The sequence below is a fragment of the Virgifigura deserti genome, assembly GCA_003576685.1.
Lineage (GTDB): Bacteria > Pseudomonadota > Alphaproteobacteria > Dongiales > Dongiaceae > Virgifigura > Virgifigura deserti.
The window spans coordinates 249089-274607 of the sequence record QOZR01000007.1; the positions used below are offsets into that span (position 1 = coordinate 249089).

Genomic DNA, 25519 nt, shown 5'->3' on the forward strand with positions numbered 1-25519 from the left:
GGCCTTTGAACGAGGCCGGCCGGCGGAGACGGAGGGAGATGACAAGAACCTACGACGTCGAGGATCTGGCTCACTGGGACGCGCGCATCCGCGAGAAGGTCCAGGAATTCGGCCTGACATGCTTCTCGCAGGAGTTCGAGGTCTGCGACCATGTCCAGATGCTGGGCTACATGGCCTATCACGGGATGCCGTCGCACTACCCGCACTGGTCCTACGGCAAGGCTTATGAGCGACTGAAGACGCTCTACGATCACGGGATGACCGGCCTGCCCTATGAGATGGTGATCAATTCGGACCCGTGCCTAGCCTATCTGGTGAAGGAAAACTCGCTCTGCCTGCAGATCCTCACCATCGCCCATGTCTATGGGCACAACGACTTCTTTCGGAACAATTTCACCTTTCAGTCAACGCATCCGGAGCTGGTGATCCGGGCGTTCAAGGCGCGCGCCGACCGCGTCCGCTCCTATATCGAGGATCCGTCGATCGGACTGGAGAAGGTCGACGCCGTGCTCGACGCCGCTCATGCGCTGTCGCTGCAATGCCGCCGCAATCCTGCCATTCGCAAGCTCTCGCCCGAGGAGCAGCGCGCGCGCGCGATCGCGGCGGCCGAGCCTCCGGCCGACCCCTTCCGCCAGATCCACAAGCGCGTGGAGCGCAGCGAGCCGGATCTCGAAAAGGTGCCGCTCGAGCCGGAGGAGGACCTGCTTCTCTTCATCCGCGACCATAACCGGCGACTCGCAGAGTGGGAGAAGGACCTGCTGACCATCGTCCATGAGGAGTCGCAGTACTTCATTCCGCAGATCGAGACCAAGATCATGAACGAGGGCTGGGCCACCTACTGGCACCGGCAGATCATGAACAGCCTCGACCTGCCGCAGGACGTCTATCTGGAGTTCCTGGTCCGCCACAATCAGGTCGTGCAGCCGGCTCCTGGGGACATCAATCCCTATTGCCTCGGCCTCGGCATCTGGGAGGACATCCGCCGTCGCTATGACGAGCCTGCGTCGACGGAGAGTGAAATCGACGACCTGCCGCGGAAAAGCGGCCGCGACAAGCTGTTCGAGGTCCGCGAGGTCGATCGCGACGTATCCTTCCTACGCCGGTTCCTGACGAAGGATCTCGTGCGCGAAATGGGCCTGTTCGAATATGCGCCGCGCGACGATGCGCTGATCGTGACCAAGGTCCCGAGCGACGAGGAGTGGGAAGAGATCAAGCAGACCCTTCTCCATCAGGTCGGCATGGGCGGCGTCCCCGTCATCCGCATCGTCGATGCCGACTACAACCATCGGGGCGAGCTGCATCTGCAGCACGACCATGACGGGCGCGACCTGCAGCTCGAGCATGCCGAGAAGACCCTGGCCCATCTCTATCGGCTCTGGACCCGGCCGGCCCACCTCGAGACGGTCGTCGACGGCGAGTCCTGCATGCTGAGCTATGATTCGGACGGGTTCAGGCTGAAGGAAATGGATTAGGTGTCGTAGGGGCGGGTTTGAAGCCCACCCCTACTCGAAATCGGCGTTCAGCCGAGGCGCGCGCCCTTGGCCAGCCCGTTCTGGGCGAACTCCGCGGCCGCGACCTTGCCGCCGCCCTCCGGCTTAACCCGCTTCACCAGGATCTGCCCGCCCTTGGCGGCGACCTTGAAGCCGTCGCCGCCGACCTCCGTAACCTCGCCGGGAGTCCCGGCGGCCGACGCGATCTTCTCCGCGTCGAAGATCTGCAGCGTCTTGCCGTCATGGGTGGTCCAGGCGCCGGGCTGCGGATTGGCACCGCGGATCAGATTGTAGACCTCGTCGACCGGCTTGCTCCAATCGATCTGGACATCGTCCTTCCGGCACCAGCCCTCATAGGTCGCCTTCGATTCGTCCTGCTTGACTTTCTGCGCCTTGCCGTCGCGCACCAGATCGACGGCCTCCAGCATGGCCTTCACGCCCATCGGGAACAGCCGGTCGAAATAGATGCTGCCCAGCGTGTCGTCGGGGCTGATCTCCACTTCCCTCTGCAGCAGGATCGGACCGGTATCGAGGCCGTTATCGGGCCAGAAGACGCTGAGCCCCGTCTTCTTCTCTCCGAAGATGATCGGCCAGTTGATCGAGCTGGGGCCGCGATGCAGGGGGAGCAGCGACGGATGGTACTGGATCGTGCCGTGGGTCGGGATATCCAGCACCTCCGTCGGCACGAAGAGGGTGACATAGGCCATCACGCCGAGATCGGGCTTCAGCGAGGCGATCTGCTCGCGCACTTCCGGAGTCTTGAACGAGGGCGGCTGGAACAGGGGCAGGTTCTTGCTGAGCGCGAATTCCTTGAGAGGATCGGTCTTCCGCCCCTCCTTGTCCGGCGCGCAATAGACACCGACGACCTGCTCGCCCCGCTCGAGCAGCGCCTCGAGAACCGCCTGCCCGAATGCCTGTTGTCCGTTGAAGATGATCCGCATGAAGCCTCCTCCTTACCTCCGATCTCCGCTGACGAAACGGTCCGGCTTGCGGCACCGGTGGTTCCGTCCGACGACCTTGGTATACCAGAAAAGCCGCCTTGGTATACCAAAACCTGAGCCGTGATCGGCATCGCACCGTCGCTCGAGCGCGCTCGAACGGCGTCAGGCCGCGTTCGAGGACGCGGCCTTTTCCAAAGCAATGATTTGAACAATGCCGATGATTCGATGCGACAAGCCGGGCGACAAGCCGGTCAAGCGGCGTGCGCCGCCGTTCACAAATCCTTCTGGCTTGCCGCGCTCGCCGATTTCCAGAGGATCGTATTACCGTCACGATCGTAATCGATCGAATCGACGGCAACCGCCAGCGATTGATTGAGGGAGTCGGGGCTCAGATAGCTCCATCCAAGCACGATGCCTACATTGAGAGCGGTTGCCGCGCAGATCAACAGGACGAAGCCAGCCATATAACGAGCGCAGACGGCGGTACTCTTCACGACGGACATGCTCGCCTCCATGCGCGACCAGATGTGACACTGCACTGTGGATAACCCGGCCGGGCGCAAGAAAGTTCCAAGGTAGATCGGCTTGGAATCATGACCTAAAGGATTGCCGCGTCGTTCGGGAGCGGTTCGGCGAAGCGCAGACCGAGCCTGTCGAGAAGCAGCAGGACGGACTGGAACATGATCCAGCATTCGAGCGCGAACGGCGGAAAGCCGAGCAGGCCTGGCACTGGCATCTCGAAATAGCGGATGCTCTCCAACGGGCCAAGGAACGGCAGATCATAGGTCCATTTCGCCGTCGCCCAATAGTTCCAGAACTCCCAGAGGAAGCCGCAGAGCAGGCCGCCGGCCATCAGCGCAACCGTTCGGCTCCAGCGACAGGCCGCCCAATCGGCGAGCAGGCTGGGCGCGCCGAACCGGTGATTGATCGGGTCGAGCAAAAAAATGAAACCGAGCCAGAGCGGCACCGTTCCGATCGGATTGCGGATCAGGAGCGGAAGCAGGACGAGCCCCAGCCCGATCAGGGCAAGCACCGTCTGCGCCCGCGGGCTGAGCCACAGCACCGGCCCCTCGAGTCGCCGGAGGCCGGCGCGCTGGAAGAACTCGGCCGCGAGCAGCATCGCCGGCACGATCGCACCGAAGGAGAAGAAGTAGCTGATGAGGCGGTGCAGGTCGCTCCGCGGCAAGCCGTGATAGCGCCAGGCGTCGAGCAGACCGAAATTGATGGCGTCGAAGACCAGCCAGATCGGGATGCTGGCGAGGAAGCAGAGGATGAACCGCCGCGGCCGCGCCCGGACGGGCGAGATCTCGCCGCTGCCGCGGCCCTGTCGCTGCAACAGCCCGTCGAAGGCGAAGAGATAGCCGACCCAGCAGAGCGGCGTCATGTTCTGCGCCACCCACCGTGTCACCGTCTGCAGCGGTCCGACGGCCGGCAGTAAAGCGTCGTAAGGCACGACGGCGCCGTCCCGCAGGACAACATCGACGGCCAGCAGGATCTCGCAGACGAGGATCAGCCCGAGGCCGACCAGCAGCGTGATCGGCCAGGCAGACGGGCCATTGCGTTCTGCGGCGGTGACGGTTGTCGGCATCACTCTGCGATCCGGTTCCCGGCGACGAGAGGCCTATAGAGTAACGGATTGCCGATGGACCGCACAGTCGACCTTTCCCGCAAGGATGCGAGTGGAATACTCCCCCTCCGGCCGGCAGGCCGCAGCAATGAATGCTCCAACACGGCGAAACGCGGGAATGTTCCGGGCGTCCGACACCGTTGACGGTGATGTTCCTGCCGCTAGGATCGGATCACATCATGTCTTGCAAGGCGCACTCCGGACTCGAGAGGCGCCCCGCATCGCAATCCATGGAAGAGGCCGGAAACGCCGATGTCCGCCGCCTGGAAACGCTTTCGCCGGGACCGTCTCGCGCTCGTCGGGCTGGCGGTGATCCTGGTCATGGTCGGGGCGGCGGTGCTGGCGCCGGTGATCGCGCCCTATGATCCCTCGGAGCAGTTCTTTGACGGGCTGACTCTGGAGGGCGCGCCGAACCCGCCCGGCGGCAAGTTCCTGCTCGGCACCGACCTGCTCGGCCGCGACCTGTTCTCCCGCCTGCTCTATGGCGCGCGCACCTCGCTGATCATCGGGGTCGTGGCGAACGGCGCGGCGGTGATCCTGGGTACGCTGCTCGGCGTCGTCGCCGGCTATGTCCAGGGCTGGCTGGGCGCGGCGATCATGCGCTTCACCGATCTGATGATGGCCTTCCCCGCCCTCCTCCTGGCGATCGCGCTCGCCGCGATCTTCACGCCGTCGTTGTGGATCGTCGCGATGGTCATCGCCCTGGTGAACTGGGTGCAGATCGCCCGCGTCGTCTATACCGAGACGACGGGCCTGGCCGCGCGCGAATATATCGAGGCGGCGCGGGCGCTGGGCGCCGGCAGCGGCCGCATCCTGGCCCTGCACATCCTGCCGCATCTGGTGCCGACGATCCTGGTTTATGCGACGCTCGGCATCGCCACCACGGTGCTGCTCGAGGCGACGCTGTCCTTCCTCGGCATCGGCGTGCGGCCGCCGACCCCCTCCTGGGGCGGCATCATCTTCGAGAGCCAGTCCTATTTCCTGTCGGCGCCCTGGCTGGTGTTCTTCCCCGGCCTCGCGATCATGCTGCTGGCACTTGCCTTCAACCTTGTCGGCGACGCGCTGCGCGACGTGCTCGACCCAACGCAGCGGGGACGATGATGCTGCGCTATCTCACCCGGCGGTTCGCGGCCTCGGTCCTGATCCTGCTCGGCGTCACCGCCGTCACCTTCTGCCTGAGTTTCCTGATCCCGGCCGACCCGGTGCGGATGATCGCGGGCCGGAGCGCCTCGGCGCAGACGGTCGAGTCGATTCGCCATCAGCTCGGCCTCGATCAGCCGCTGCCGGTCCAGTATGTCCGTTATGTCGGCCGGCTGGCGCAGGGCGATCTCGGCCGGTCCTACGTCCAAAAGACGGAGGTGGCGACGCTGATCTGGAGCCGCTTGCCGGCAACGCTGCTGTTGATGGCCGGCGCCATCTTCTTCGAGCTGCTGATCGGCCTGCCAGCCGGAGTCTACGCCGCGATGCGCCGCGGCCGAACGGCCGATCGCGGCATCATGATGTTGTCCTTCGCGGGGGTTTCGACGCCGCAGTTCGTCGTCGGCCTGTTGCTGCTCTATGTCTTCGCCTATCTGCTCGGCTGGTTCCCGTTGAGCGGCTACGGCACGGTCTGGCATCTCGTCCTGCCGGCGCTCACGCTCGGGATCGCCGGCGGCGGCTGGTATTCGCGGATGATGCGGTCCAGCATGATTGAGGTGCTGCGCCAGGATTACATTCGTACCGCCCGGGCCAAGGGGCTGAGCGAGCGCGGCATGGTGATGGTCCATGGACTGCGCAACGCGATCCTGCCGGTGATCGCGATGATCGGCCTCGATATCGGCATCTTCATGAGCGGCGCCGTGGTCGTCGAATCGGTGTTCGGCTGGCCGGGTATCGGGCAGCTCGCCTGGCAGGCGATCCAGCGCATCGACATTCCGATCATCATGGGGGTGACGCTGGTCGCGGCGATCGCGATCGTGATCGGCAACCTGCTGGCCGACTTGGTGACGCCGCTGATTGACCCCCGCATCAGACTGCGCTGATATAGAACGCAACGCCCGCTTGCAGAACGGCGATGGGCGCCCGCGGCCGGGCGAAACAGGGAGAGCGACAGCCATGCGATCCGCATTTCTCGCGGCAGCGGCAGCCACCGCGCTGCTGGCCTCCGCGCCGACGACGCCGCTTTTCGCCCAGGACATGCCCAAGCCGGGCGGCGAGATGATCGTCACCTACAAAGACGACGTCTCCACGCTCGATCCGGCGATCGGCTACGATTGGCAGAACTGGTCGATGATCAAGAGCCTGTTCGACGGGCTGATGGACTACAAGCCGGGCACGACCGAGCTGATGCCCGATCTGGCTGAAAGCTATGAGATTTCCGAGGACGGCAAGACCTTCAGCTTCACCCTGCGCGACGGCGTGACCTTCCATAACGGCCGCGAACTGACCGCAGCCGACATCAAATATTCGATCGAGCGCGCCGTGAATCCGGAGACGCAGAGCCCCGGCCAGGGATTCTTCGCCTCGATCGAGGGCTTCGACGCGATGGCCTCCGGCGAGGCGCAGGAGCTGTCCGGCATCACGACATCTGACGACCGCACAATCGTTTTCCAGCTGTCGCGACCCGATGCTACCTTCCTGCATGTGATGGCGATCAACTTCTCCTTTGCGGTGCCGAAGGAGGTCGTCGAGGAGCAGGGTGCCGATTTCGGTCGTAACCCGGTTGGCACCGGTGCTTACAAGCTGGCGGAATGGACGCTCGGCCAGCGCGTCGTATTCGAGAAGAACCCGGACTATTACCGGGACGGCGTCCCCTATCTCGACCGCATCACCTTCGAGATCGGCCAGGAGCCCAATGTGGCGCTGTTGCGCCTGCAGCGCGGCGAGGTCGACATCCTCGGCGACGGCATTCCCCCCGCCCAGTTCGTCCAGGTGATGAGCGATCCGGCGAACGAGGGGCTGATCGTCGAAGGCGGCCAGCTTCACACCGGCTATGTCACCATGAATGTCGGGACGCCGCCCTTCGACAACCCGAAGGTCCGGCAGGCCGTCAACATGGCGATCAACAAGGACCGCGTCGTGCGAATCATCAACAACCGCGCCGTGCCGGCGAACCAGCCGCTGCCGCCGGCCATGCCGGGCTATGCCGAGGATTACGCGGGCTATGCGCACGATCCGGACAAGGCGAAGCAGCTTCTCGCCGACGCCGGTGTCGGCGACGGCTTCGCGACCGAGCTCTATGTGATGAATGTCGACCCCAACCCGCGCATCGCGCAAGCGATCCAGCAGGACCTGGCGGCGATCGGCATCAATGCCGAGATCAAGTCGCTGGCCCAGGCCTCGGTGATCGCGGCGGGCGGCGAGGGACAGGCGCCGATGATCTGGTCGGGCGGCATGGCCTGGATCGCCGACTTCCCCGATCCGTCGAACTTCTACGGCCCGATCCTCGGCTGCGGCGGCGCTGTCGAAGGCGGCTGGAACTGGGCGAAGTACTGCAACGAGGAGCTCGACGCCAAGGCCGCCGAGGCGGACGCGATGGTCGATCCCGCCAAGGCGGAGGAGCGGCTGGCGCTGTGGCGCTCGATCTTCCTCAAGATCATGGAGGACGCGCCCTGGGCGCCGGTCTTCAACGAGCAGCGCTTCACCATGCACTCGGCCCGGATCGGCGGCGAGGATGCACTGTTCGTCGACCCGGTGCATATCCCGGTGCATTACGACTATGTCTACGCGACGGACGCGGAGTAGGCATCGGCGGCCTCACCCTTCGGCAGGCTCAGGGTGAGGCCGCTTAATCGAACATGACGCCCCGCCCCTCATGCTGAGCCTGTCGGAGCATGAGAGAAACCGCACCGGCCGGAGCACCTCATGACCACATCCTGCACGCACACGATTCACAAGCATCAGAACCATATCGGCTGGAACCGGCAATTCGAGCCGGTGCTGACCGTCGCGCCGGGCGAGACGGTGGCGTTCGAGACCGTCGATTCTTCGGGCGCGCAGCTCGGCCCGGACTCGACCGTGGCGGACATTGCCACGCTCGATTTCGGCAAGGTGAACCCGGTCACTGGCCCGGTCGTGATCGACGGGGCAGAGCCGGGCGACGCGGTCAAGGTGACGCTGCTCGATTTCCAGCCCTCCGGCTGGGGCTGGACGGCGAACATTCCAGGCTTCGGCCTGCTCGCCGACCAGTTCAAGGAGCCGGCGCTCCATATCTGGAAATATGACCCGGCCGACATGGCGCCGGCGATGTATGGGCCTGGCGGCCGCGTGCCGTTGAAGCCGTTCTGCGGCACGATCGGCCTGGCGCTGGAGGAGGTCGGGCTGCACAGTGTCGTTCCGCCGCGCCGTGTGGGCGGCAATATGGACATCCGCGACATGTCCGCCGGCACCGAACTCTATCTCCCGGTCGAGGTCGCCGGCGGCCTGTTCTCGGTCGGCGATACCCACGCCGCGCAGGGCGACGGCGAGGTGTGCGGCACCGCGATCGAAAGCCCGATGACCGTCGCCCTCAAATTCGACCTGGTGAAGGGTGCCAACCTGCCCTTCCCGCGCTTCACCACCACGGGACCGGTCAGCCGCCATTTCGACGTTCGCGGCTATGAGGTCACGACCGGCATTGGTCCGGACCTGATGGAAGGCGCCCGCGCCGCGGTCAGCGGCATGATCGACCTGCTGACCGCCCGGCACGGTCTCTCGGCGATCGAGGCCTACATGCTCTGCAGCGTCTGCGCCGACCTGCGGATCAGCGAGATCGTCGATATGCCGAACTGGGTGGTGTCGCTCTATTTCCCGCGCGTCGTGTTCGAGTGAACGTCATCGCCGCAGCCCCCTCACCCTGAGCCTGTCGAAGGGTGAGGGAGTAATGCCTGATGCCCGGCCGGCAAGCCTCATGCTTCGACAAGCTCAGCATGAGGACTATGATCCGCATATGTCCGCAGAACAGCCGCTCCTGCAGGTAGAGGATCTCTCGGTCGGCTTCGCGACCGAGGAGGGGCGCATCACGGTCGTCGAGGACGTCTCCTTCACGGTCGCCGCGGGGCGGACGGTTGGGCTGGTCGGCGAGTCCGGCTGCGGCAAGAGCGTTACGGCGATGTCGATCATGCGTCTTCAGCCCTCGCCGCCGAGCCATATCGACGGCGGACGCATTCTGTTCGAGGGCACCGACCTACTGGCGCTTCCCGAGAGCGCGATGCGCGGTGTGCGCGGCGACCGCATCGGCATGATCTTCCAGGAGCCGATGACGAGCCTGAACCCCACGCTGTCCATCGGCTTCCAGATCGGCGAGGTGCTGCGGCTGCATCGCGGAATGACCGGCGCGGCGGCGCGCGAGAAGAGTATCGAGATCCTGCGGCTGGTCGGCGTCGGCGCGGTCGAGCGGCGCGTCGACCAGTATCCGCATCAGCTCTCGGGCGGCTTGCGCCAGCGTGTGATGATCGCCATGGCGCTGGTCTGCAATCCGCGGCTGCTGATCGCCGACGAGCCGACGACAGCCCTCGACGTTACCATTCAGGCGCAGATCCTGGAGCTTCTGAGGCGGCTGCAGCGCGAGCTCGGCATGGCGATCCTGCTGATCACGCACGATCTCGGCATTGTCGCCGAGTTCTGTGACGAGGTCGTCGTGATGTATGCCGGGCGCGTGGTGGAGCGGAGCGGCGTGCGACCATTGTTCGCGTCACCCCGTCACCCCTACACCGCCGGTCTGCTCGCGGCGATGCCGCGACTGACCAAGCGCGGCGGCCGGCTAGTGACGATTCCGGGCATGGTGCCGCCGCCGGCGGCGCGCGGCGCGGGCTGCAGCTTCGCCGACCGTTGCCCGCGCGTCTTGCCGCGCTGCCGGGCAGAGCGGCCGCCGCTGGTCCCACACGCCCCGGGGCATGACGCCGCCTGCTGGAATCCGCCGCCATGAACGCCTTGCCGCAGGAAGCGGCGGAAACGCCGCTGCTCGAGCTCACCGACGTCACCAAGCACTTCCCCTCGCGTGACGGGCAGGGCGTCGTGCATGCGGTGGACGGCGTGAGCCTGACGCTCCGGCGCGGCGAGACGCTCGGCATCGTCGGCGAGTCGGGCTGCGGCAAGTCGACGCTCGCCCGCGTCATCCTGCGCCTGGTCGAACCCACCTCCGGCGCCATCGACTTCGAGGGCGAGGATCTTCTCGGCCTCGGCCCCCGTGCATTGCGGACAAGGCGGCGCGACATGCAGCTGATCTTTCAGGACCCGTACGCCTCGCTTGACCCGCGCTTCACGATCGAAGCCGTCATCGGCGAGCCGCTGGCGATCCACGGCATCGGTGGTCGCGAGGCGCGGCGGCGGCGCGTCGCCGATCTGCTGCAGACTGTCGGCCTCAACGCCGATGCGGCGCGGCGCTATCCGCACGAATTCTCCGGCGGCCAGCGGCAGCGGATCGGGATCGCTCGGGCGATCGCGCTGGAGCCGAAGCTGGTCATCGCCGACGAGCCGGTGTCGGCGCTCGACGTCTCGATCCAGTCGCAAATCCTGAACCTTCTGGTCGATCTCAGGGAGCGACTCGGCCTGTCCTATATCTTCATCTCTCACGACCTCGCCGTGGTCGAGCATATCAGCGACCGCGTCGCGGTGATGTATCTGGGCCGCATCGTCGAGATCGCGGACACCGAGACGCTCTATGCGAATCCCAGCCACCCTTATACCCAGGCGCTGATCTCCGCGATTCCCGAACCCGACCCGGAGCGCAGGCGGGAGCGCATCGTCCTTCGCGGCGACATCCCCAGCCCGGAAGACCCGCCGACCGGCTGCCGCTTCCACCCGCGATGCCCCAAGGTCATGCCGCATTGCGGGGACAAGACGCCGACACTCCGGAACATCGGCACGGCGGACCGGCCGCACCTCGTCGAGTGCCATCTCTATTGAAGCCGGAGCCGGCTCGTCATTTGCTTCCGGCCCTCGCGCGCACCACATACCTTCCAGGGGCCGGATGAATTGAGCCGAGAGGCGGAGATGATGGCCGAGGACAAGCCGATTCCGAAACGGCGGACGGGAGCACCGCAGAACGCCGAGCTGATGCCCAGGCGGAGCAAGGACGCCCCAGCGGAGGATAGGAGCAAACCCGAGCGGGAACGGGACAAAGCGGACGACGAGGACCCGGTGACGCGCGCGTCAGAAGAGTCCTTCCCGGCCAGCGACCCGCCGGGCTGGATCGCCACCACGACATAGTGCCGGCGGCTGGTTAGTCGGTTCTCTCGAATACTGCCTGCACGACCCGAAGCCGCTCCTCCCGGATATTGCGATCGAGATTCGCTAGCCTGGTCCGAAAATCCGGCCCCACGACGAGATGTCGGCCGGGAACCTCGGCCGCGGCACTGTCGCGGCGCGCCCGCATCTCCTGAAACCAAGCGATGACGGCATCGGTGCAATCCCGCCAGGCGCATTGGCGAAAGCCCGCCGACGTCAGAAGGTCGCGCAAGGCGTCGGGCGGGATGAGAAAGCTCAGCTCCGCCGACGAGGCCCAGGGAACCGGGAAGTGCAGGCCGTCCACTTTCGGGCCGGCGAGAACGTCGTTGAGCGCGAGCCGGCCGCCCGGCCGCAGCACGCGATGACTCTCCGCATAGAGACGGGCCTTGTCGGCGATGTTCATCGCCGCATGCTGGGTCCAGACAACATCGAAATCGCCATCGGCGAATGGCATGGCGAGCGCGTCGCCCTGCCGGAAGGATACACGATCGGCCAGCCCGGTGCGGGCGGTCAGCATTGTGGCGGTACGGCAGAAATCCTCCGTCAGGTCCAGCCCGGTCACGCGACAGCCGAATTCCGTCGCCAGGAAACGCGCCGGCCCGCCGATGCCGCTGCCGACATCGAGCACCGCGAGATCTGGCCGGAGTTCTGCCATGCCTGCTAGCTCACGGGTCGCGGCGTCGCCGCGGAGGTGGAACTGGTCGAACGGGGTGAGATCGGCCGGCACCAATGCGTTCGGATCTTTTCCGGCGGCGCGCACCGCCTCCAGGATCTTGTCTCCGAGGTCCGCTTGGCTGTAATGGCGCTCGACGACGGCTTTGGCATCGGTCATCCGACCCTCCCTTGGTTGAAGACACGAACTCGCAAGGCACTCAACCGTGCTCCTGCCTCGGCGCCGCAGTTGCGGAGCCGCGCAAGACCTCCGCCGTCGCGGTGTCGGCGGGATAGAAGGCCTCCAGCGCCAGTTCCGAGAGGGTGATGTCGACCGGCGTTCCGAAGACCGTCGTCGTGCTGAAGAGGCTGAGAATACCGCCGTCCGTGACGAGCCGAAGGGGAACGACCACTCCGGCATAGTCTTGGTCCGTCGCAGTCTCGCCTTGGTCCAGGACCGGATAGTCGCGGAGTTCGTTCATGAGATCGGCGAGGACGGAATCGGCGGTGACGTCGATCTGGTGACGCAGCCGCGCGAGCAGATGCGAACGCCATTCCGAAAGATTGGCGATGCGCGGTGCGAGGCCTTCCGGGTGCAGGCTGAGGCGGAGCACATTGACAGGCGGTCGCAACAAAGCGGGGGCGGCACCGGCGAGCAGAGGTGCGACCGCATCATTCGAGGCGACGAGCGTCCAATGGCGGTCGACGGCAAGCGCGGGATAAGGCTCGTGCCCCTTGAGCACCAGCTCCACGGCCTTGCGTGCCGTCTCGAGCGCGGGATCCGCGAGGGGCCGCTCCGGAAAGACAGGGGCGTATCCGGCGGCGGTCAGCAGCGCATTGCGCTCGCGCAGCGGGATATCCAGGCTCTCGGCAAGATGCAGGACCATGTCGCGACTCGGCAGCGAACGCCCGGTCTCGAGAAAGCTGAGATGCCGCGTCGAGATATTGGCCTCGCAGGCCAGGTCGAGCTGACTCATGCGCCGGCGTTGGCGCCAGCTGCGCAGAAGCTCGCCGACGGGATGCACGGAACCCATCATGGCCGGGAGGATAGCCCACAGGTGTCCGGACCGCCATTACCTCCGGCGTAATCGACACCGCTCCGCCGACGGCGCGATAGTGCCCTCACCCGGACGCCCCGGGCCATATTCGAGGGAGCATCATCATGACGAACGCCGCAGAAATCGCCGACCGCTACATCGCGCTTTGGAACGAGACCGACGCCGGTCTCCGGCGCGAGCTGATCACGCAAACCTGGACCGAAACCGCGCGCTATATCGACCCGATGATGCAGGGCGAAGGCCATGACGGCATCGACACCATGATCGCCGGCGTCCAGCAGCAGTTTCCCGGCCATCGCTTCTCGCTGGTCGGACAGCCGGACGGCCACGCCGACCGCATCCGCTTTTCCTGGAAGCTGGCGGCCGACGGAGCACCAGCCGTGGCGCAGGGTACCGATTTCGCCATCGTGGCCGCCGACGGACGGCTTGAAGGCGTGACCGGGTTCTTGGATCAGGTCGCTGCCTAAGGGAGAGATAGCAGATGAGTGAGTTCGCCGTCATCGTTTCCCTCCACCTCAAGCCCGGCTGCGAGGAGGAGTTTCTTCGCCTCCTCACGCCGGTGCTCGACGCCATGCGGCATGAGCCGACTTTCATCAATGCCGCGCTCCATCAGGACCCCGAAGATCCGACCCGCTTCATGCTCTACGAAACCTGGGCGGACCGGGACGATCTGGTCGACGTCCAGATGAAGCGCGCCTATCGGAGCGCCTATGAGGCTCGCTTGCCCGACCTGCTCCAGGAACCGCGGCGGCCGAAGGTATGGCGGCCCTTGCGCAGAGATTTCACGTTCTTCGCGACACGCCCTCCCGCTTGAGCAGCGCCCGCTTGCGCTTGACGCCCCACCGGTAGCCGGCCAGTGCGCCGTCCTTGCGCCGGACCCGGTGGCAGGGAATAGCGACGGCGATCATATTCGCCGCGCAGGCTTCGCCGACGGCATAGGCCTCCTTCGGCGCGCCGATGCGCTCGGCGATCTCCGAGTAGCTCGCCGTGGAACCGGCAGGAATCTCTCGCAGCGCCTGCCAGACGCGCTGCTGGAAGTCCGTGCCGCGCGGGTCGAGCGGCAGATCGAGCCCCTGTCCCGGCGCTTCGATGAAGCCGACGACCTTGGCCATCAAGGGCTCGAGCGCCCGATCACCGCCGACCAGCCGCGCCCCGGGGAAGCGATTCCGGAGATCCCGCCGCAAGATGGCGGGATCGTCGCCGAGGAGGATGGCGCAGATGCCCTTGTCGGTCGCCGCGACAAGGACCGAGCCGAGCCAGCATTCCCCGATCATGAAGCGGATCGGCAGGCCGACGCTGTCGAAACTGTCCGTGCTCCGGTCATGCTCCGCGACGACGGCCTTACACTTGCCATCGTCGGCCGTGGCGGGCGGTGCTCTTCGATTCTCGTCTCTGCGGAGGTCATCATGATGCTCCTTCTCGCTGCCGGCCGCGCTGTGCGGCCTCTGGCTTCGATAGTGGAGATTCGCGGGCCAGGTGGCACTCCGGGCCTTGCTTTAGAATTGGAAAATGCCCTTGGGAACGACGGGTCCGAGCCCTTAGTTTCAACTGTGAAAGCGCATCCGGCTCTCGACCCGCGATAGGCCCGCGATAGGCCCACGATAGGATGGAGCATCGCATGACGACGACGCGGCGGACGATTCTCCAAGCTGTCCTGGCGACGGCGGCGGCCGCGATATTGCCGCCTCCGCTGAAAGGAGCGGCGCAAGGCCGTCCGCCGGCGACGAAACCCATTCCCTCGACAGGGGAGGCCCTTCCCGTCGTCGGCCTCGGAAGCTGGATCACCTTCAATGTCGGCGACGATCCGGTGCTCCGGGACGAATGCGCGGCCGTGATGGCGGCTTTCTTCGACGCGGGTGGGCGGATCATCGACTCTTCGCCCATGTACGGCTCGTCGCAGGACGTGATCGGCTATGGCCTCGAGAAGCTCGGGCGGCCGTCGCGCCTGTTCTCGGCGGAAAAGGTCTGGACCTCCTCGGGCGACAACGGCCCGGCGCAGATCGAGGAGTCGCGCCGCTTCTGGGGCGTCCCGCGCTTCGATCTTCTCCAGGTCCACAATCTCGTTGCGTGGGAGGAGCATCTGAAGACGCTGTTCGAGATGAAGGCGGCCGGACAGTTGCGCTATGTCGGGATCACGACCTCGGAGGGCCGGCGCCATGACCTATTCGAGGAGATCATGCGCACGCAGCCGCTCGATTTCGTCCAGATCACCTACAACGTCGTCGATCGCGAGGTGGAGGACCGGATCCTGCCGCTGGCGAGAGACCGCGGCATGGGCGTCATCGTCAACCGCCCCTTCCAGCAGGGAGTGCTGACCCAGCGGCTGGAGGGCGAGCCGCTGCCCGAATGGGCGACCGAGATCGGCGCGTCGACCTGGGCACAATTCATCCTGAAGTTCATCGTCTCGCACCCGGCCGTGACAGTGGCGATCCCGGCGACGACCCGCGTCGATCATGTGCGCGAGAACCTGGCCGCCGCCACAGGCCCGATGCCGGACGAGGCGACGCGTCGGCGCATGGCCGCCTATGTGCAAGACCTCTGATGCCGGAATGGTGGACCTACAGGCTCGAGGACTTCCTGCTCTTCTCTCCGCGCGTCTACTGGCGGATGTTCGAACTGCACAACGCGGCCGTCTGGCCCCTCCAGATCCCGGCTCTGGCTCTCGGCGCGATAATCCTGGTATGGATCGTTCGGCCACGTCAGTGGCCGGATCTGGGGTCGGACCGGCTCGTCTCGATCATTCTGGCGGCGGCTTGGGTCTGGGTCGCATGGAGCTTCCTCTGGAACCGCTACGCCACGATCAACTGGGCCGCGACATACGTGGCTCCGGCATTCGTCCTGCAGGCGCTGCTGCTCCTCTGGATCGGGAGCCTGCGGGGCCGCCTGCACTTCGCGGCGGACCGGACCGTTCGGGGCGTGGTCGGCCTCGCCCTCTTCCTCTATTCACTGGTCCTGCACCCGCTCGTGGCGCCGCTCGTGGCGCCGCTCGCGGGCCGGCCAATCCAGGCGGCGGAAGTCTTCGGCATCGCGCCGGATCCGACCGCGATCGCGACGCTCGGCCTGCTGTCGATCGGGGCCGGCGGCGCCATTGCATGGCTGCTCCTCGCAATTCCGCTGGCTTGGTGTGTCGTGAGCTGGGCGACCCTTCATGCCATGGGGGCGTCGGAGAGCTGGATCCCGCTCACGGCCGCTGGTCTTGCCGTCCTGTCACGGCTTTGGCCTCGGATCGGCAGCGGCGCTCTCCGATGAGGGCGCCATAGCCGCTCCCATCACGAAACCTTCTGTTATCAGGCTCGCCGGAAAGCCTGCGGAGGCAACATCCCCTGATCGCGGAGCAGTCTGGCGGCCTCGTCGAAGCCGGCCCATGCGGCCCGGGCAAGGCAGCCACCGACGCTGACGCGCCGGACGCCGCGGGCGGCCAAGTCCTCGACCCGCATGTCCGGACCGAGCAGAAGGACGTTGACCGGCTTCGGGGCGACGGCGGCGACGACCGCATCGATATGGGCGGGATCCTGAAGGCCGGGAGCGTAGAGGCAGTCGGCCCCGGCATCGGCGTAGGCGGCAAGACGTTCTATCGTGGCGTCGATATCGGTGCGGCCGATGAGGAACCCTTCTGACCGGCCGACGAGGACCACATCCGCGCCGGCCTGGTCGATAGCCTCGCGGGACGCCTTGATGCGCTCGACCGCCAAGGGCAGCTCGTAAAGCGTCCGCCCAGTCCGGTCCTCGATCGAAAGACCGGCCACGCCGGTATCCACGGCCAACCGGACATTGGCCGCGACATCCTCGGGCCGGTCGGCGAAGCCGGCCTCGAAATCGGCGTTCACCGGAAGATCGGTCGAGTCGCAAAGGGTGCGCAGATGGTTCAAGACCTCATCCCGCGCGACCTCGCCATCCTCGCGTCCCAACGCCCACGCCATTCCGGAGCTTGTCGACGCCAGGGCCACGAAACCGAGCTTCTCCAACCGCCGCACGCTGCCGATGTCCCAAGGGTTCGGAAGCAGGAAACATCCTTCGCCATGAAGCGACCGGAAGGTCGCGCGCTTGGATTTCAGGTCGACCGTCATGGGATGCTCCTCCTTCAGGAATTTTCTCGGGACTGCTTCATGAGAAGATTACGCCAGCGCTTCGCGGTCGAGAAGCGCCTGCCTTCTCTCTGCGCCGATCCGGGCCGTGTCTGTACCGTTTACGCCGCCTCCTACATATCCTTTGCTGGGAAGGAGCGAAACGCATGAGTCATCTGGGCACGATCCTGACCGCGTCGCTTGCGCTCTATGCATTCGTGACGGCGGTGTTCCTCATTTCGGAGAACCGACGGCCGCAATCGACCTTGGCGTGGATGCTCGCTTTCTTCGTCGCTCCCGGAATCGGCGTGTTGATCTATCTTCTTTTCGGCAGAAACCGGAAGGCCTTCAGCAAACAAAGCAAACTCCTCCGGCAGGATCTTGAGGCGAACGCGCGTCCCCTCCTGTCGCCCGTCCTTTCCCGCCAGGATAAAGAGATCGCCCGACTCGAGGGCGAGAGCGCCAGCCGCAGGAGACTGATGAAGCTCGTGAGGGACAACTCTGATTCCGTGCTGACGACGCGCAATCATGTCCGGATTCAGCAAGATGCGACAACGTTCTACCCCAGCCTGATCGAGGACATGAAGACGGCCCGGCGCTCGATCCATCTCCAGTACTTCATCTGGGGTGCGGACAGATTCACCAAGCGCTTGAAGGAGATCCTGATCGCCAAGGCGATCGAGGGAGTCGAGGTGCGGCTGCTCTACGATCCGCTCGGATCCTACTTCCATCTGAACCGCGCCTATATCCGGGAACTGCAGGCGGCGGGGGTCAAGATGGCGCCGACCTCACCCCTCTACAGGCTGCATACGATCAGCTATCGCAACCACCGCAAGATCACCGTGATCGACGGCACGATCGGCTATACCGGCGGCATGAATATCGGGAAGGAGCATCTCGACGGCGGCAGAGGCTTCGAGTCCTGGCGCGACACCCAACTGCGCATCGTCGGGGAAGGCGCAGGGGTGTTGCAGGCGGTGTTCATAGTGGATTGGCACAACGCCGCCAGAGAGAACCTGTTTTCCGACGCATACTTCCCGATGGATGCGACGGAACCCGCAGACAACGACATGCCGGTGCAGATCCTGACGTCAGGACCCGATTCGCGATGGGCGGCGATCCGACAGCTCTACGCCTCGATGATCACGACGGCGCAGCGGCACGTCTTTCTGCAGTCGCCCTATTTCATCCCCGATGCGACCATCGCCGAAGCCCTGAGAACGGCGGCCCTGGCCGGCGTAGATGTCAGGGTCATGTTGAGCGCGCAACCGTCGGGGAACAGGCTCCCGGACTGGGCGGGGAACACATATATCGCCGATATCGTCGCGGCCGGCGTACGCGTGTTCCTCTACCGGAAGGGCTATCTGCACGCCAAGACGATCAGCATCGACTCCGAGATCTGCTCGATCGGATCGGCGAACATCGACATCCGCAGCTTCAGCATCAACTACGAGCTGAATGCCGTGCTGTATAGCAAGCGGCTCGCCACGGAGTTGGAGCAGGACTTCGAACGGGACCTCGCCCACTGCACCGAGTTCGATGCCGCCGAGTATGAAAATCGCAACGTCGTCGCCCGGTTCAGGGATTCGGTCGCACGACTCCTCTCCCCCTTGTTGTGAGAAGCATCGACCAAGTCCTAAAGTGCCTTGCGGAGAGTCAGATTTAGTCGTCGGCGTCCGACCGTCGGGTGCTCGCCATCCTTCAGCGGCATGACGCCGTGATAGGCAAGGCGGGACGGCCCGCCCCACACGGCGATATCGCCATGCCTCAGCGGAACCCGTTGCTGGGGATCGCGTCGCCGCAATCCGCCGAACAGAAACGTCGCGGGCAATCCAAGCGAGACGGAGACGATCGGACTGTCGAATGCGCGCTCATCCTTGTCCTGATGAAGCGAGAGCTTCGCGCCGGGCTCATAGCGGTTGATGAGGCAGGCGTCGGGAAGGAAGCCCTCAAAGCCGGCCTCGGCCGCCGCCCGCATGGCGAGGTCGAGGAAGACCGGGGGCATCGCCGGCCATCGTTTCCCGCTTTCGGGATCCTTCGCGTCATAGCGATAGCCGGCCCGATCCGTCACCCACCCGGCGGATCCGCAATTCGTCATCGCCGCCGACATTATATAGCCGCCGGGGGTGGTCATACGCCGAAACGGCGCCGCATCGGCGACCTGCCGCAGCGCCGCCAGAACTTCCTCTTCGACGTCAACGCAGAATCCCCGCAACAGGACCGCGCCAACACCCAGCGACTCGTTCCGGGTCTGCCCATCGGCCCGATCATCGAAGAGATCGCGCATCGATCGACTCGCTTATGTTGCGTCGTGAAAGATGATGCCGAGGGTGTGCCGGCGCCCGGACCGGACGCGGCTGACGCCGTGACGCAGATTGACCCGATAGGTTCCCCGGCTGCCGGCGACCGGGCGATGATGCACCGCGAAGGCGACGGCATCGCCTTGTCGAAGCGGCACGACTTCCGGCCGCGACTGCATGCGCGGGCGCTGCTCGGTCAGGACGAACTCGCCCCCGCTATAGTCCCGTCCGGGTTCGGACAGGAGGATCGCCACCTGCAGCGGGAAGGCGAGATCGCCGTACAGGTCCTGATGCAGGCAGTTATAGTCGCCCGCGCCATATTGCAGGAGAAGCGGCGTCGGCCGCGTCTGCCCGGCCTTATGGCAAAGCGCGAGGAAGTCGGCATGCCCGGCCGGATAGCGCAGGCCGATCTTCATCAGCGCGTTCCAGTGGTTGGCGATCGGCACGAGGCGGGGATAGAGGGCCGTTCGGAACCCTTCGACCAGATCCGGCAGTGGATAGGCGAAATATTTGTATTCGCCGCGCCCGAAGCCGTGGCGGCTCATGACGACCTTGCTGCGGAACCGGCCCTCCTCGGAATAGAGCGAGGCGATCTCGCGGCATTCCTCGGGCGATAGAAGCCCCTCCAGCACTGCCGAGCCCTGCGAAGCGAGATCGTCTGCGATGCGGTTCCAATCGAGCGCCGTCACGCGATCGTCGGGCAAGTCGGCAACGGCCGGTTTGATCTTCGTTTGGACGGTCATGCCGCCGACTCCCTTTCGAGTAGCGCCCGCTTGCGCTCGACGCCCCAGCGATAGCCCGAGAGCGCGCCATCGGTGCGCACCACGCGGTGGCAGGGAATCGCGACCGCGATCTCGTTCGACGCGCAGGCCCGGGCGACCGCGCGCACGGCCGTCGGTCGGCCGATGCGCTCGGCGATCTCGGCATAGCTCGCCGTCGTCCCGGCCGGGATCTCGCGAAGTGCCTGCCAGACCCGCTGCTGAAACGCGGTGCCGCGCAGGTCGAGCGGCAGATCGAGGCCCTGCCCCGGCGCCTCGACGAAGCCGACGACCCTGGCGACGAGTTGCTCGAACGCCGCGTCGCCGCCAATGAGCTGCGCCTTCGGGAAGCGGTCCTGGAGATCGCGCAGCAGGGCGTCCGGGTCTTCGCCGAAGCGGATCGCGCAGACGCCCTTGTCCGTGGCCGCGACGAGGATCGAGCCGAGCGAGCATTCGCCGACGGCGAAGCGGATCGCGGCCCTGTTTCCGCCGGCGCGGAACTCCGTCGGGGTCATGCCCAGAAGATCGGACGCGGCGGCATAGAAGCGCCCGCTGGAATTGAAGCCGGCGCCGTAAATCGCCTCGGTGACCGTTCCGCATTGCGTAAGCTCTTCCCGCACACGCCGGGCGCGATGCGCATCGGCATAGGCCTTCGGCGTCACGCCGGCGACAGCTTTAAAGACCCGGTGGAAGTGGAAGCGACTCATGCCCGCCGACTCCGCCAGCGCATCGAGACCCGGCATCTCGTCCGCCTCCTCGATCAGCCGGCAGGCCTTCGCCACGACCGATGCCTGCCGGTCGGCAAGCGTGGGCTCGTTCGGCCGGCAGCGCTTGCAGGGACGGAAGCCGGCCCGCTCGGCGTCGGCGCAGGTCGCGTGGAAACGGACATTCTCGCGGCGGGCGAGGCGCGCCGCGCAGGACGGCCGGCAATAGACGCCCGTCGTCCGCACCGAGTAGTAGAAGCTGCCATCGGCCGCACGGTCGCGGCGCCGGACCGCCTCCCAGCGCTCATCGTCGCGGGAGGAGGACGGCAAAGGATGATCGGTACTCATTGCCAAGGAAACCATGACGGCTCTCCTCTTGGTTCTGCGGAGCCGGTCGAGCGGCTCGTTTCCTGACGGTAATATGGGGACCGCAGAACCATGGGCACTCCGGTCCTTGCTCTCAAATCGAGGAAAGATTGCCCCCAATTCAAGAGCAAGAAACGAGGTTCGCCGCACCCGCTCTTATGATGACCATGGTTCTTCCCGACTGGCGGCAGCCATGAGAGAGGGAGTCATGAAACCAGCGATATCGACAACGGTTTGCGCGACCGCACTCGTCCTGATGCTGCCGGCCTTCGCGGCAGGCGCCGCGGAGATGAAGACGGCGAAGGAGCGGCTGTCCGACAAGGCTTCCGATGAGCAGCGTGTCGACAATTGCGGCGTGCTGCCCGAGCGCCGCGGTCCGGTGCCGCGCCCGGATTGCGCGGAGAAGGCCCCGAGTCCCGGCAGCCGCGAGCGAAGAGGTTCGTCAATGGTTGAGGCTCTTGGAGAAGACATTGACGATGACCACTCCCGCGATGATGAAGGCGAGGCCGATGATCGCCGCCAGATCGAGCTTCTGCCTATAGAAGATGAAGGCGATCGCTGAAATCAGGACGATGCCGAGTCCGGCCCAGATCGCATAGGCAATCCCAACCGGGAGCACGCGAAGCGTCAGCGACAGAAAGTAGAATGTGCCTGCATAGCAAAGAACCATGAGCAGCGTCGGCACGGGGCGCGTGAACTGTTGCGATGCCTGCAACGCCGAGGTGCCGGCAACCTCGAAACTGATGGCGACCACAAGGTAGAGGTAGGTCAGAACCATATTCATGCATGCCCCTTATCCGGCGCGAGGGTGTTTCATGATCACGCTCAGCCGCTCGACGATTTCCGTCCGTAGCTCCGGTTCGATATCGTAGAAGCCGAACAGGTCGGCCAACCAAAGGCCGTCCGCCGCAAGACGCCCGATCATCGCCTCGACGGGGGGCGTGGCCTCCGCCTTGTCCGCCTCGAGATGCTCGTCCAGCCAGGACCGCCATCGGCCGCGCAAGGATGGCTCGGCCAGAATCGCGATCGTCAGGACGCCCCACAGCTTCGCCTCGTCTTCATCGGCCGGCTGGCCGGCGACCGCGCGCAGATAGGCCCGGGCCGTGCGCGCCCGCTCGTCCGGATCGTCGGCAATCTCCTGATCGACGGCTTGGCGGAAACGCCCGGCCAGATCGTCGAACAGAGCTTCGATCAGCGCCTGCTTGCTTGGGAAGTGATGCAGGAGCCCGCCTTTGCTCACGCCGGCGGCCCGGGCAACGGACTCCAGCGTGAGCGTGCTCACTCCGGCCTCCAGCGCGAGCGTGGCGGTCACGTCGAGCAGATGTCGACGCGTGAGGTCGGGTTGCTTCCTGCGGCGGTGCGCGTCACCCATGATATTATAATACCGTCTGGACGGTATGTTTCAAGTTCGCTGAAATGCGCCTGATGACCGCGGCGTCGCAAAATTCGGCATTTCGCGATACTCCTGTTGTTCCGAATGAGAAGAGGTGGACCCGCGTTGTTGATTCGAGAGGAACGGACAGGTGATCGGGAAACCGTTCGGCTTGTGGTCGCGGAAGCGTTCAAGGAGCATCCTCACAGCAGCCAGCGTGAGCATCATCTCGTCGACGCGCTACGCGATGCCGGCGCGCTCACCTTGGCCCTGGTGGCCGAGGAGAATGGCGAGGTCGTCGGGCATGTCGCCTTCTCCCCGGTCCGGATCGGCGGCGTGGTCGAGCAGTGGTATGGCCTGGGGCCGGTGGCGGTCCGTCCGGATCGGCAGCGGCAGGGAATCGGGACGGCCCTTATCCGTGAAGGCCTCAAACGACTCAAGAGTCTTCAGGCCGCCGGCTGCGTCCTGCTGGGCGAGCCCGACTATTACGGCCGATTCGGTTTCGCCGCATATCCGCAACTGCGCCTCGAGGGCGTTCCGCCCGAGTTCTTCCTCGCGCTGCCGTTCAACGGCACCGTCCCGGCCGGCACCGTCGAATACCACCCTGCCTTCTCGGAAGCGGGGTAGTTCGGCGCTAATCATTCTTCTTCCGGTATTCGAAGGTCGCGTCGATCATGTCGAGCAGATGCCGGCCGCCGGGCGCTCCATTTTGGTCGGACCGCTGAGACTCACGTCGAGCACTTTCCAAACTAGCCAGCTTCTACCGGCCGTTGTCTCGGACCGGGAGCGCGGCGCAAGCTCGAATGTTGAGAATCTGACGGGACGATCGAATGGGTCTCATCGAAGGATCAGATCGCCGCCAAGCCAGCCTCTTGTCCTGGGGCAACTTCCCCCTGTCGCTCTACACCACCGGCGCTGGCACGACCGTGCCGGAATATCTCTACGCCAAGATGATCGCGGGCTATACGCCGCAGGTGCCGACGCTCGGCACGCTGTCGACGATCGGCGCGACCCTGCTGCTGTTCGGCGGCTATGCGCTGATCCTGCTCGTGCGGCGCGCGCGGAGCGCCGGTGACCAGAGGCTGATTCACCGATCAGGTTGAGTCAAGCTGATCGGATCGTAGCCCTAGGGAGGATCCCATGCTTGGTCAGCTGACGCTTTCCAAAGCCCGAGGTTACATGCGATGGCTGCTGTCCCATCCCGATTTCAGGGAACGCCCCGCTCAAATACTCTGGCGGGCCATACAATGGCAGATCCGCTCCAGGCTTCACCGCGAGCCTGTCGTCCGCTTCGATGATGCGATCGAGATGCGCTCTCCCCGGCGGAACGTCAGCGCGAGCTCGACTTTCTATTTCGGGTTCTCCGAACCCGCGTTCCACAAATTCTTGAGCGCCTATCTGCAACCCGGCATGACCGTGGTCGATATCGGAGCGAACGTAGGCGCTTACACGCTTTTGGCGGCGAAGCGGGTCGGACCCGGAGGACGGGTCGTTGCGTTCGAGGCCGCACCCCAAATTTATCGCTTTCTCATGGAGAATGTTGACCGCAATCGCTTCGGCAATGTCGTTGTCGAGAATGTTGCCGTCGGTCAGGCGGAAGGTCATCTGCGGTTCACGGTACAGGCCGGCGACTTGGGCAAATCCCACGTCCACTCTCCGCTCGAAGACGATGGAGTGGAGGTGATTGATATCTCCGTTATCGACCTCGACGGCTATTGCTCCCGTTCGGGCCTACGCCGCATCGACTATATGAAGATCGACGTGGAAGGGTACGAGATGCCGGTCCTTAGGGGAGCGAGACGGACCCTGGCAGACAACCCGACCATGCTGGTGCAGATGGAGGCGATTGATCACCATGCGAAGCGGTTCGGATCCGACCTAAGATCGATCATGGCTTTCATGGGAGAAATCGGGTTCAGGCCGCATGAAATAGACAAATCCGGGAGCGTCCTGACCCGACTCGAGGACCTCGACGGCTATTGGGGCGATGTTATCTGGATCCACGACAAAGCTCTGGACCGACTTGCCGGCATCGCATCGGTTCGGAGCACAGTTTGACATCAGCAAATAGGTCTTTGGCCTCGACAAGATAAAACTAGCAGACCGTCCGCGCGGCCAGCAGCGCGTCGGCCAGCTCGACGAAGCCGGCGCCGCCGCGCCCGCCCGTGACATAGGCGGGCGGTGCGGTCAGCCGGTCGGCGAAATCGCGGACGTTCGCGACTCCCACCGAATACGGGAAGAAGCCGAACATCGGCGAATCGTTTGGCGAGTCACCGGAGAAGACGAATTCGTCGCGGGCACCGTCAAGGTCGATCCCATAGACTTCGCGCAGCAGAATCCGGGTCATGCCGAGCTTGTCGTAGGACCCGAACCAGCCATTGACGTGGATCGAACTGATCTTCGCCGTGGCGCCCGCGGCCTCGAACAGCGTGACGATCCGGTCCACTTCGCTCTTCGGCAGCGGCGACACGTCCTCGCAGAAATCGATCGCGAGATCGGCCTCGCGGTAATGCTGGTCGGAGGCGAGCGCCGTTCCCGGAACCTCGGCGAGGATACGGTCCCGCACCGCCTCGAGCCGCCGGCGGTTGGCGGCGCGGACGTCGTCGGGCAGGAGGAACCGCTTCACCAGCTTTCGCCGCTCAACATCATAGCGGAAATAGAATGCGCCGTTCTCGCCGACGACGCCGTCGACCGGCCACATGCGGGCGATGTGGTCGCACCATCCGGCCGGCCGGCCGGTGATCGCGAAGGTGAGCAGCCCGCCCGCTTGCAGCCGCTCCAGCGCGTCATAGGCCGCCGCCGTCAGCTTTCCGTCCGTGGTCACCGTATCGTCAATGTCGGTCAGCACGCCGCGGATGCGGCGCCGCGCCGCCGGCGAAAATCGGTCGAGAGGTTGCATGGGCATGGAAGATCTCGTCGGGTGGAGGCGCCGCCAAGACAACTGCATCGCACGGGAAAGATCAACCTCCGCTCCTTGCCGGCCCCCTTGTCGCCTTCACCCGG

The 25519-nt window shown here is 65.2% G+C and carries 29 protein-coding genes; 16 read left to right on the plus strand and 13 right to left on the minus strand.

What is annotated here, in order from left to right:
- Positions 1-38: 38 nt before the first annotated feature.
- Entirely contained in the window at positions 39-1472 is a 1434-nt protein-coding gene (locus DT069_RS14260; RefSeq protein ID WP_119460968.1) for a SpoVR family protein, read from the plus strand.
- A 47-nt stretch (positions 1473-1519) separates the two neighbouring features.
- On the opposite strand, the gene DT069_RS14265 is transcribed toward DT069_RS14260, so the two are convergent.
- The 3 genes from DT069_RS14265 to DT069_RS14275 form a co-directional block, all read right to left on the minus strand.
- Entirely contained in the window at positions 1520-2431 is a 912-nt protein-coding gene (locus tag DT069_RS14265; protein WP_119460969.1) for a methionyl-tRNA formyltransferase, read from the minus strand.
- A gap of 272 nt (positions 2432-2703) precedes the next feature.
- Positions 2704-2934: a hypothetical protein gene (locus DT069_RS14270; protein WP_119460970.1), complete on the minus strand. Its 231-nt coding sequence runs from the start codon at positions 2932-2934 to the stop codon at positions 2704-2706.
- Between the two features lie 95 nt (positions 2935-3029).
- Positions 3030-4019 (minus strand): hypothetical protein, encoded by a 990-nt coding sequence (locus DT069_RS14275; protein WP_119460971.1) that lies wholly within the window; start codon positions 4017-4019, stop codon positions 3030-3032.
- A 291-nt stretch (positions 4020-4310) separates the two neighbouring features.
- Here DT069_RS14275 and DT069_RS14280 point away from each other — a divergent pair, with 291 nt between their 5' ends.
- The 7 genes from DT069_RS14280 to DT069_RS14310 all read left to right on the plus strand — a co-directional run bounded on the left by DT069_RS14280 (position 4311) and on the right by DT069_RS14310 (position 11225).
- The gene (locus tag DT069_RS14280) at positions 4311-5159 is read left to right on the plus strand and encodes an ABC transporter permease (protein ID WP_119460972.1); all 849 of its coding nucleotides are present in this window, start codon (positions 4311-4313) and stop codon (positions 5157-5159) included.
- Complete coding sequence (locus DT069_RS14285; protein ID WP_425450239.1) at positions 5156-6079, plus strand: ABC transporter permease; 924 nt, start codon at positions 5156-5158, stop codon at positions 6077-6079. Before DT069_RS14280 ends, DT069_RS14285 begins: the two co-directional genes overlap by 4 nt.
- A 73-nt stretch (positions 6080-6152) precedes the next feature.
- The gene (locus tag DT069_RS14290; RefSeq protein ID WP_119460974.1) at positions 6153-7781 is read left to right on the plus strand and encodes an ABC transporter substrate-binding protein; all 1629 of its coding nucleotides are present in this window, start codon (positions 6153-6155) and stop codon (positions 7779-7781) included.
- A gap of 120 nt (positions 7782-7901) precedes the next feature.
- Positions 7902-8846 (plus strand): acetamidase/formamidase family protein, encoded by a 945-nt coding sequence (locus tag DT069_RS14295; protein ID WP_119460975.1) that lies wholly within the window; start codon positions 7902-7904, stop codon positions 8844-8846.
- Positions 8847-8925: 79 nt separating this feature from the next.
- Positions 8926-9942, plus strand: coding sequence for an ABC transporter ATP-binding protein (locus DT069_RS14300; RefSeq protein ID WP_425450240.1), 1017 nt, complete (start codon positions 8926-8928; stop codon positions 9940-9942).
- Positions 9939-10922 carry an ABC transporter ATP-binding protein gene (locus DT069_RS14305; protein ID WP_119460976.1) on the plus strand — a complete coding sequence of 328 codons (984 nt, stop codon included), beginning with the start codon at positions 9939-9941 and terminating at the stop codon, positions 10920-10922. The genes DT069_RS14300 and DT069_RS14305 overlap by 4 nt, the downstream gene beginning before the upstream one ends.
- Before the next feature lie 87 nt (positions 10923-11009).
- On the plus strand, positions 11010-11225 hold the full coding sequence (locus DT069_RS14310) for a hypothetical protein (RefSeq protein ID WP_119460977.1): 216 nt from the start codon (positions 11010-11012) through the stop codon (positions 11223-11225).
- 13 nt (positions 11226-11238) lie between these two features.
- Here DT069_RS14310 and DT069_RS14315 read toward each other — a convergent pair whose 3' ends face one another.
- Both DT069_RS14315 and DT069_RS14320 read right to left on the minus strand, forming a co-directional pair.
- Positions 11239-12075, minus strand: coding sequence for a methyltransferase domain-containing protein (locus DT069_RS14315; protein ID WP_119460978.1), 837 nt, complete (start codon positions 12073-12075; stop codon positions 11239-11241).
- 40 nt (positions 12076-12115) lie between these two features.
- The gene (locus tag DT069_RS14320; RefSeq protein WP_119460979.1) at positions 12116-12931 is read right to left on the minus strand and encodes a helix-turn-helix domain-containing protein; all 816 of its coding nucleotides are present in this window, start codon (positions 12929-12931) and stop codon (positions 12116-12118) included.
- A 125-nt stretch (positions 12932-13056) separates the two neighbouring features.
- Between DT069_RS14320 and DT069_RS14325 the strand changes: the two genes are divergently transcribed.
- Positions 13057-13419 carry a nuclear transport factor 2 family protein gene (locus DT069_RS14325; protein ID WP_119460980.1) on the plus strand — a complete coding sequence of 121 codons (363 nt, stop codon included), beginning with the start codon at positions 13057-13059 and terminating at the stop codon, positions 13417-13419.
- 14 nt (positions 13420-13433) lie between these two features.
- Positions 13434-13766: a putative quinol monooxygenase gene (locus tag DT069_RS14330; protein WP_119460981.1), complete on the plus strand. Its 333-nt coding sequence runs from the start codon at positions 13434-13436 to the stop codon at positions 13764-13766.
- On the opposite strand, the gene DT069_RS14335 is transcribed toward DT069_RS14330, so the two are convergent.
- Positions 13735-14226 (minus strand): methylated-DNA--[protein]-cysteine S-methyltransferase, encoded by a 492-nt coding sequence (locus tag DT069_RS14335; RefSeq protein WP_119460982.1) that lies wholly within the window; start codon positions 14224-14226, stop codon positions 13735-13737. The genes DT069_RS14330 and DT069_RS14335 overlap by 32 nt on opposite strands.
- A gap of 344 nt (positions 14227-14570) precedes the next feature.
- Between DT069_RS14335 and DT069_RS14340 the strand changes: the two genes are divergently transcribed.
- Both DT069_RS14340 and DT069_RS14345 read left to right on the plus strand, forming a co-directional pair.
- Positions 14571-15494 carry an aldo/keto reductase gene (locus DT069_RS14340; RefSeq protein WP_119460983.1) on the plus strand — a complete coding sequence of 308 codons (924 nt, stop codon included), beginning with the start codon at positions 14571-14573 and terminating at the stop codon, positions 15492-15494.
- Positions 15494-16201 carry a DUF6064 family protein gene (locus DT069_RS14345; RefSeq protein ID WP_119460984.1) on the plus strand — a complete coding sequence of 236 codons (708 nt, stop codon included), beginning with the start codon at positions 15494-15496 and terminating at the stop codon, positions 16199-16201. The genes DT069_RS14340 and DT069_RS14345 overlap by 1 nt, the downstream gene beginning before the upstream one ends.
- 38 nt (positions 16202-16239) lie before the next feature.
- Here the strand turns inward: DT069_RS14345 and DT069_RS14350 are convergent, their stop codons facing one another.
- The gene (locus DT069_RS14350) at positions 16240-17019 is read right to left on the minus strand and encodes an isocitrate lyase/PEP mutase family protein (protein WP_119460985.1); all 780 of its coding nucleotides are present in this window, start codon (positions 17017-17019) and stop codon (positions 16240-16242) included.
- A 164-nt stretch (positions 17020-17183) separates the two neighbouring features.
- Between DT069_RS14350 and cls the strand changes: the two genes are divergently transcribed.
- Positions 17184-18635: a cardiolipin synthase gene (cls, locus tag DT069_RS14355; RefSeq protein ID WP_119460986.1), complete on the plus strand. Its 1452-nt coding sequence runs from the start codon at positions 17184-17186 to the stop codon at positions 18633-18635.
- A gap of 17 nt (positions 18636-18652) precedes the next feature.
- Here cls and alkB read toward each other — a convergent pair whose 3' ends face one another.
- The 5 genes from alkB to DT069_RS14385 all read right to left on the minus strand — a co-directional run bounded on the left by alkB (position 18653) and on the right by DT069_RS14385 (position 22516).
- Positions 18653-19303, minus strand: coding sequence for a DNA oxidative demethylase AlkB (gene alkB / locus DT069_RS14360; protein WP_119460987.1), 651 nt, complete (start codon positions 19301-19303; stop codon positions 18653-18655).
- Positions 19304-19315: 12 nt separating this feature from the next.
- The gene (locus DT069_RS14365; RefSeq protein WP_119460988.1) at positions 19316-20059 is read right to left on the minus strand and encodes a 2OG-Fe(II) oxygenase; all 744 of its coding nucleotides are present in this window, start codon (positions 20057-20059) and stop codon (positions 19316-19318) included.
- A complete protein-coding gene (gene ada / locus DT069_RS14370; protein ID WP_119460989.1) occupies positions 20056-21141 on the minus strand; it encodes a bifunctional DNA-binding transcriptional regulator/O6-methylguanine-DNA methyltransferase Ada in 1086 nt (361 codons plus the stop codon). The genes DT069_RS14365 and ada overlap by 4 nt, the downstream gene beginning before the upstream one ends.
- Before the next feature lie 445 nt (positions 21142-21586).
- A complete protein-coding gene (locus DT069_RS14380; protein ID WP_425450245.1) occupies positions 21587-21922 on the minus strand; it encodes a DMT family transporter in 336 nt (111 codons plus the stop codon).
- A 15-nt stretch (positions 21923-21937) separates the two neighbouring features.
- Positions 21938-22516, minus strand: a complete 579-nt coding sequence (locus DT069_RS14385) for a TetR/AcrR family transcriptional regulator (protein ID WP_119460992.1) — start codon at positions 22514-22516, stop codon at positions 21938-21940.
- A gap of 105 nt (positions 22517-22621) precedes the next feature.
- Between DT069_RS14385 and DT069_RS14390 the strand changes: the two genes are divergently transcribed.
- The 3 genes from DT069_RS14390 to DT069_RS14405 all read left to right on the plus strand — a co-directional run bounded on the left by DT069_RS14390 (position 22622) and on the right by DT069_RS14405 (position 24574).
- Positions 22622-23143, plus strand: coding sequence for a GNAT family N-acetyltransferase (locus tag DT069_RS14390; protein WP_119460993.1), 522 nt, complete (start codon positions 22622-22624; stop codon positions 23141-23143).
- A 203-nt stretch (positions 23144-23346) separates the two neighbouring features.
- Complete coding sequence (locus tag DT069_RS14400) at positions 23347-23619, plus strand: ABC transporter permease subunit (RefSeq protein ID WP_425450241.1); 273 nt, start codon at positions 23347-23349, stop codon at positions 23617-23619.
- Between the two features lie 37 nt (positions 23620-23656).
- On the plus strand, positions 23657-24574 hold the full coding sequence (locus DT069_RS14405; protein WP_119460994.1) for an FkbM family methyltransferase: 918 nt from the start codon (positions 23657-23659) through the stop codon (positions 24572-24574).
- A gap of 37 nt (positions 24575-24611) precedes the next feature.
- On the opposite strand, the gene DT069_RS14410 is transcribed toward DT069_RS14405, so the two are convergent.
- Positions 24612-25421 carry an HAD-IIB family hydrolase gene (locus tag DT069_RS14410; protein WP_425450242.1) on the minus strand — a complete coding sequence of 270 codons (810 nt, stop codon included), beginning with the start codon at positions 25419-25421 and terminating at the stop codon, positions 24612-24614.
- Positions 25422-25519: the final 98 nt, after the last annotated feature.

Excerpts from the sequence above, each read along its gene's own strand:
- ada (WP_119460989.1), bottom strand. The coding sequence starts at position 21,141 with ATGGTTTCCTTGGCAATGAGTACCGATCATCCTTTGCCGTCCTCCTCC.
- cls (WP_119460986.1), top strand. The coding sequence starts at position 17,184 with ATGAGTCATCTGGGCACGATCCTGACCGCGTCGCTTGCGCTCTATGCA.
- DT069_RS14315 (WP_119460978.1), bottom strand. The coding sequence starts at position 12,075 with ATGACCGATGCCAAAGCCGTCGTCGAGCGCCATTACAGCCAAGCGGAC.
- DT069_RS14345 (WP_119460984.1), top strand. The coding sequence starts at position 15,494 with ATGCCGGAATGGTGGACCTACAGGCTCGAGGACTTCCTGCTCTTCTCT.
- DT069_RS14275 (WP_119460971.1), bottom strand. The coding sequence starts at position 4,019 with ATGCCGACAACCGTCACCGCCGCAGAACGCAATGGCCCGTCTGCCTGG.
- DT069_RS14340 (WP_119460983.1), top strand. The coding sequence starts at position 14,571 with ATGACGACGACGCGGCGGACGATTCTCCAAGCTGTCCTGGCGACGGCG.
- DT069_RS14285 (WP_425450239.1), top strand. The coding sequence starts at position 5,156 with ATGATGCTGCGCTATCTCACCCGGCGGTTCGCGGCCTCGGTCCTGATC.
- DT069_RS14410 (WP_425450242.1), bottom strand. The coding sequence starts at position 25,421 with ATGCCCATGCAACCTCTCGACCGATTTTCGCCGGCGGCGCGGCGCCGC.
- DT069_RS14300 (WP_425450240.1), top strand. The coding sequence starts at position 8,926 with ATGCTTCGACAAGCTCAGCATGAGGACTATGATCCGCATATGTCCGCA.
- DT069_RS14400 (WP_425450241.1), top strand. The coding sequence starts at position 23,347 with ATGGGTCTCATCGAAGGATCAGATCGCCGCCAAGCCAGCCTCTTGTCC.
- DT069_RS14305 (WP_119460976.1), top strand. The coding sequence starts at position 9,939 with ATGAACGCCTTGCCGCAGGAAGCGGCGGAAACGCCGCTGCTCGAGCTC.
- DT069_RS14390 (WP_119460993.1), top strand. The coding sequence starts at position 22,622 with ATGAGAAGAGGTGGACCCGCGTTGTTGATTCGAGAGGAACGGACAGGT.
- DT069_RS14270 (WP_119460970.1), bottom strand. The coding sequence starts at position 2,934 with ATGTCCGTCGTGAAGAGTACCGCCGTCTGCGCTCGTTATATGGCTGGC.
- DT069_RS14265 (WP_119460969.1), bottom strand. The coding sequence starts at position 2,431 with ATGCGGATCATCTTCAACGGACAACAGGCATTCGGGCAGGCGGTTCTC.
- DT069_RS14310 (WP_119460977.1), top strand. The coding sequence starts at position 11,010 with ATGATGGCCGAGGACAAGCCGATTCCGAAACGGCGGACGGGAGCACCG.
- DT069_RS14335 (WP_119460982.1), bottom strand. The coding sequence starts at position 14,226 with ATGATCGGGGAATGCTGGCTCGGCTCGGTCCTTGTCGCGGCGACCGAC.
- DT069_RS14290 (WP_119460974.1), top strand. The coding sequence starts at position 6,153 with ATGCGATCCGCATTTCTCGCGGCAGCGGCAGCCACCGCGCTGCTGGCC.
- DT069_RS14320 (WP_119460979.1), bottom strand. The coding sequence starts at position 12,931 with ATGATGGGTTCCGTGCATCCCGTCGGCGAGCTTCTGCGCAGCTGGCGC.
- DT069_RS14380 (WP_425450245.1), bottom strand. The coding sequence starts at position 21,922 with ATGGTTCTGACCTACCTCTACCTTGTGGTCGCCATCAGTTTCGAGGTT.
- DT069_RS14325 (WP_119460980.1), top strand. The coding sequence starts at position 13,057 with ATGACGAACGCCGCAGAAATCGCCGACCGCTACATCGCGCTTTGGAAC.
- alkB (WP_119460987.1), bottom strand. The coding sequence starts at position 19,303 with ATGCGCGATCTCTTCGATGATCGGGCCGATGGGCAGACCCGGAACGAG.
- DT069_RS14365 (WP_119460988.1), bottom strand. The coding sequence starts at position 20,059 with ATGACCGTCCAAACGAAGATCAAACCGGCCGTTGCCGACTTGCCCGAC.
- DT069_RS14405 (WP_119460994.1), top strand. The coding sequence starts at position 23,657 with ATGCTTGGTCAGCTGACGCTTTCCAAAGCCCGAGGTTACATGCGATGG.
- DT069_RS14260 (WP_119460968.1), top strand. The coding sequence starts at position 39 with ATGACAAGAACCTACGACGTCGAGGATCTGGCTCACTGGGACGCGCGC.
- DT069_RS14295 (WP_119460975.1), top strand. The coding sequence starts at position 7,902 with ATGACCACATCCTGCACGCACACGATTCACAAGCATCAGAACCATATC.
- DT069_RS14330 (WP_119460981.1), top strand. The coding sequence starts at position 13,434 with ATGAGTGAGTTCGCCGTCATCGTTTCCCTCCACCTCAAGCCCGGCTGC.
- DT069_RS14385 (WP_119460992.1), bottom strand. The coding sequence starts at position 22,516 with ATGGGTGACGCGCACCGCCGCAGGAAGCAACCCGACCTCACGCGTCGA.
- DT069_RS14350 (WP_119460985.1), bottom strand. The coding sequence starts at position 17,019 with ATGACGGTCGACCTGAAATCCAAGCGCGCGACCTTCCGGTCGCTTCAT.
- DT069_RS14280 (WP_119460972.1), top strand. The coding sequence starts at position 4,311 with ATGTCCGCCGCCTGGAAACGCTTTCGCCGGGACCGTCTCGCGCTCGTC.